At 51.3% G+C, this 2,698-nt stretch carries 4 protein-coding genes and 1 pseudogene; 2 read left to right on the top strand and 3 right to left on the bottom strand.

Translation table 11 applies throughout. From position 1 onward, the window contains the following. The 3 genes and pseudogenes from AD670_RS02940 to AD670_RS02930 all read right to left on the bottom strand — a co-directional run. A partial coding sequence (locus AD670_RS02940; protein WP_053128186.1) for a hypothetical protein occupies positions 1 to 224 on the bottom strand: 224 nt, incomplete at its 3' end. 412 nt (positions 225 to 636) lie between these two features. Then, positions 637 to 1,242, bottom strand: a pseudogene (locus tag AD670_RS02935) (tail assembly protein); the annotation flags it as partial. 58 nt (positions 1,243 to 1,300) lie between these two features. After that, positions 1,301 to 1,651 (bottom strand): hypothetical protein, encoded by a 351-nt coding sequence (locus AD670_RS02930; protein WP_053128185.1) that lies wholly within the window; start codon positions 1,649 to 1,651, stop codon positions 1,301 to 1,303. 186 nt (positions 1,652 to 1,837) lie between these two features. Here AD670_RS02930 and AD670_RS31355 point away from each other — a divergent pair, with 186 nt between their 5' ends. Further along, the gene (locus tag AD670_RS31355) at positions 1,838 to 2,293 is read left to right on the top strand and encodes a hypothetical protein (protein ID WP_156338079.1); all 456 of its coding nucleotides are present in this window, start codon (positions 1,838 to 1,840) and stop codon (positions 2,291 to 2,293) included. Then, positions 2,290 to 2,698 (top strand): hypothetical protein (locus AD670_RS02925; RefSeq protein WP_256243853.1); only part of this gene is annotated, 409 nt, incomplete at its 3' end. The genes AD670_RS31355 and AD670_RS02925, both read left to right, overlap by 4 nt.

Genomic DNA, 2,698 nt, shown 5'->3' with positions numbered 1-2,698 from the left:
TTAACGTTCGGGAAGTTCATGTTGCCTTGGGGGTCTTGAAGCGGAGTGTTGTCGAGGAAAATATCGCGCGCGGTAGGTGTGCCTTCGAACTCACCTTCGCCAACAGCGATCAGCATCTTTGCCATTGCGACAGAGCGCAGGCTATCCGGTGCCTCGGTTGGTGTTTTCGGCTTATCCGAGCCGCCCTTAGCGCCATATACGTCGATTTTCCGTGCTGCACCCATGCGTTTCTCCAGGCAATAAAAAACCGCCTCATGGGCGGTTTTGGTGAAAGAATTTCCAGGAAAAGCTGCAAGATTGGATTTGCCGCGAGCAGGCTTTAACATGCAGCGAACTCCTCAGTCCCACAAGGAAGTACTCGGTGAGCAAAGCAAGTAAATGGACGCGAATTGCACTCTCAGCACCAGTTTATGCCGCGTCAATTTTATTCGGACTCGTAACGGCTAAAATAAGCGTAAGCGCCGTATTGGAGTTTTTTACGGGACTTATGACGGCCTATGACATAGGAGTGGCACTGGGCAGCTTGGCTATAGGTTTGGTTACTGCGCTCATTACTGGTGGCCTTTGGATGTTGGGCGGATACGTACGAGGGCAGCCAAAACAGATGAAAGCTGAGGCGTCATAATCGTCGTAAGCCTGGTTTTCTGCGTAGATCTCAGCACTGATTATCGCGCCGCCCCAACGGCGCTCCCCGATGCATAGCGGCACCGGGTTACCCGATGCGGTGGTGTTCTTGGCGCTGCCGAAGGCATAGCCAGGCGTATTTTCTGGCGCAGCGCTGGTCTTGAGGCCGCCGGCCTGGGGGCTGAGCATTTGGATCACGCCGCCCAGCGCCATCGAGCCGCCCATCATGATCAGGGCGGAACCGAAAGGTGCCATGGTGCCGAAGCTGCCCCCAGTGATCACTAAACCGACGACGATAAGGACAGCTCCAATGATGGTCTGCAACGCTCCACCACGCTTGCTGCCGGTGATTACCGGGGCAATACGAATGTCGCCAGCACCGGCAAACCCAAGTTCATTTTCACAAAGGTTTGTCGCGCCCCGGAAGACGGCGAACTCAACGCCCCTCGACTTGGCATTGGACAGAAACCGTTCGAAGCCTGGGATCTGAACGCATAGCGCCTTGATTGCTTCGGCTGGCGATCTCACGGCCATTCGAAAAGAGCGTCCGAACTGCCGAAGCTGGCCATAGAGCAAAATCGTAGTCATGGGTTGATAGTTGATTGCCAGTGCTGCCATAAAAATCTCCGGACAAGAAAAAGGCCCGCCGAAGCGAGCCTTGTAAGCCATTTGGTTGCTATAGACAGCCCTGAAGAACAGCCAATCGTTTGTTTGCAATCCAGTTGGGCAGCACTACGTAATATTTTGAAACCGAGCCAGCCCCTTCAGGCTGCACGTCCACAAAATAAGCAGAGGCCTCTGTGAAAACGGTGTAACCGCTTGGTCTTCCAGCTTGAAGTGTTGCACCTGGCGTACCGCCGAAAATTGCCTGATTTTGCCATTCGTACTGAACGCATTCCGCGACGTCTTTATCCGACTTTTTCGAATGCAGAACCTTGTAGGGCCCATCTTGGCGGGCCTCGTTCATCGTCGGCGCCATGCACCCCGCCAACAGCAGAACCGCCAACGACCCCAAAAATAATTTCATGCCGGTACCACCTTAAATTTTCGGATATGACTTTATCACTGTGGCGGTGAAAAATCGTCCAGCTTTTAGAGAGCTCCGTTCGTCGCCAACACGGAACTTTTCCAAGAAAATCGAAAAACATTGCTAATCTTCAGCCCACAGGTTGCCATCATGCCTAGCCATTGCCGATACGTCGGAGTCGACTTTATGAACATACAAGCGGCTGCATTAACACTGACCATAATCGCCACCTCTATGGAAACCTTCGCAGGAGCTAATTTCTACCCTCCTGGACACTTCGCGATAGATGGGGTTCCCGTAAACTGTCGCATGTACCCTACAATTGTAACTACTTCGATTCCTGACTCAGCAATGTTTAACGGGCAGGCAATACTTTTGAATCCTGCCGTAATTGGAGGGCTACCTACACCTCTGAAGCTTTATGTCTACGCCCATGAATGCGCCCATGGCATGGGCTACATAAACGAATCCCAAGCGGATTGCGTCGCTATAAAGACAGGAAGAAATCAAGGCTGGTTTCCTCCACAGGCTTTCAATGATTTAATAGTTATGTTTCAGAATAACCCGGGTAGCTTGCGCCATCCACCGGGGCCGGTGCGCGTTCAGAATATGTACCAGTGTTATCAGGACACTTCATCATGATCAACGATACCGAGAGCAAGACAGCTGATCAAAGTGCAAACCACACAAACATTGAACGCTATTCTGTATTCATCTTCGGGGTTACGTTCCTGAGCGTGATGATTATACTTTCCATCTGGATACCGGAACCAACTAAGTCTCAATTCTTCACGTTCAAGTTGGCCATGGCATTATCTGCAGCGGGAATAGGCGCACTGCTGCCGGGCCTGCTGGAACTTAATATTCCACTCATCCCAACTAGCTTCATAAAAGCTAGCGGAGCAATCGGTTTATTTATTATAGTTTGGTACACCGACCCAGCTAAACTTGCGATTGACGGCATCGCACCTCCACCCACTGCGGAGGCACCTATTGTGGGTGAAGAGTTTATTTCGCTACTTGACTCAAAAAATTATCAACAAGCAT

It is taken from the genome of Pseudomonas sp. MIACH (assembly GCF_001269925.1).
In the GTDB taxonomy this organism is placed as follows: Bacteria; Pseudomonadota; Gammaproteobacteria; order Pseudomonadales; family Pseudomonadaceae; genus Aquipseudomonas.
This window is presented reverse-complemented; position numbering and strand designations above follow the sequence as displayed.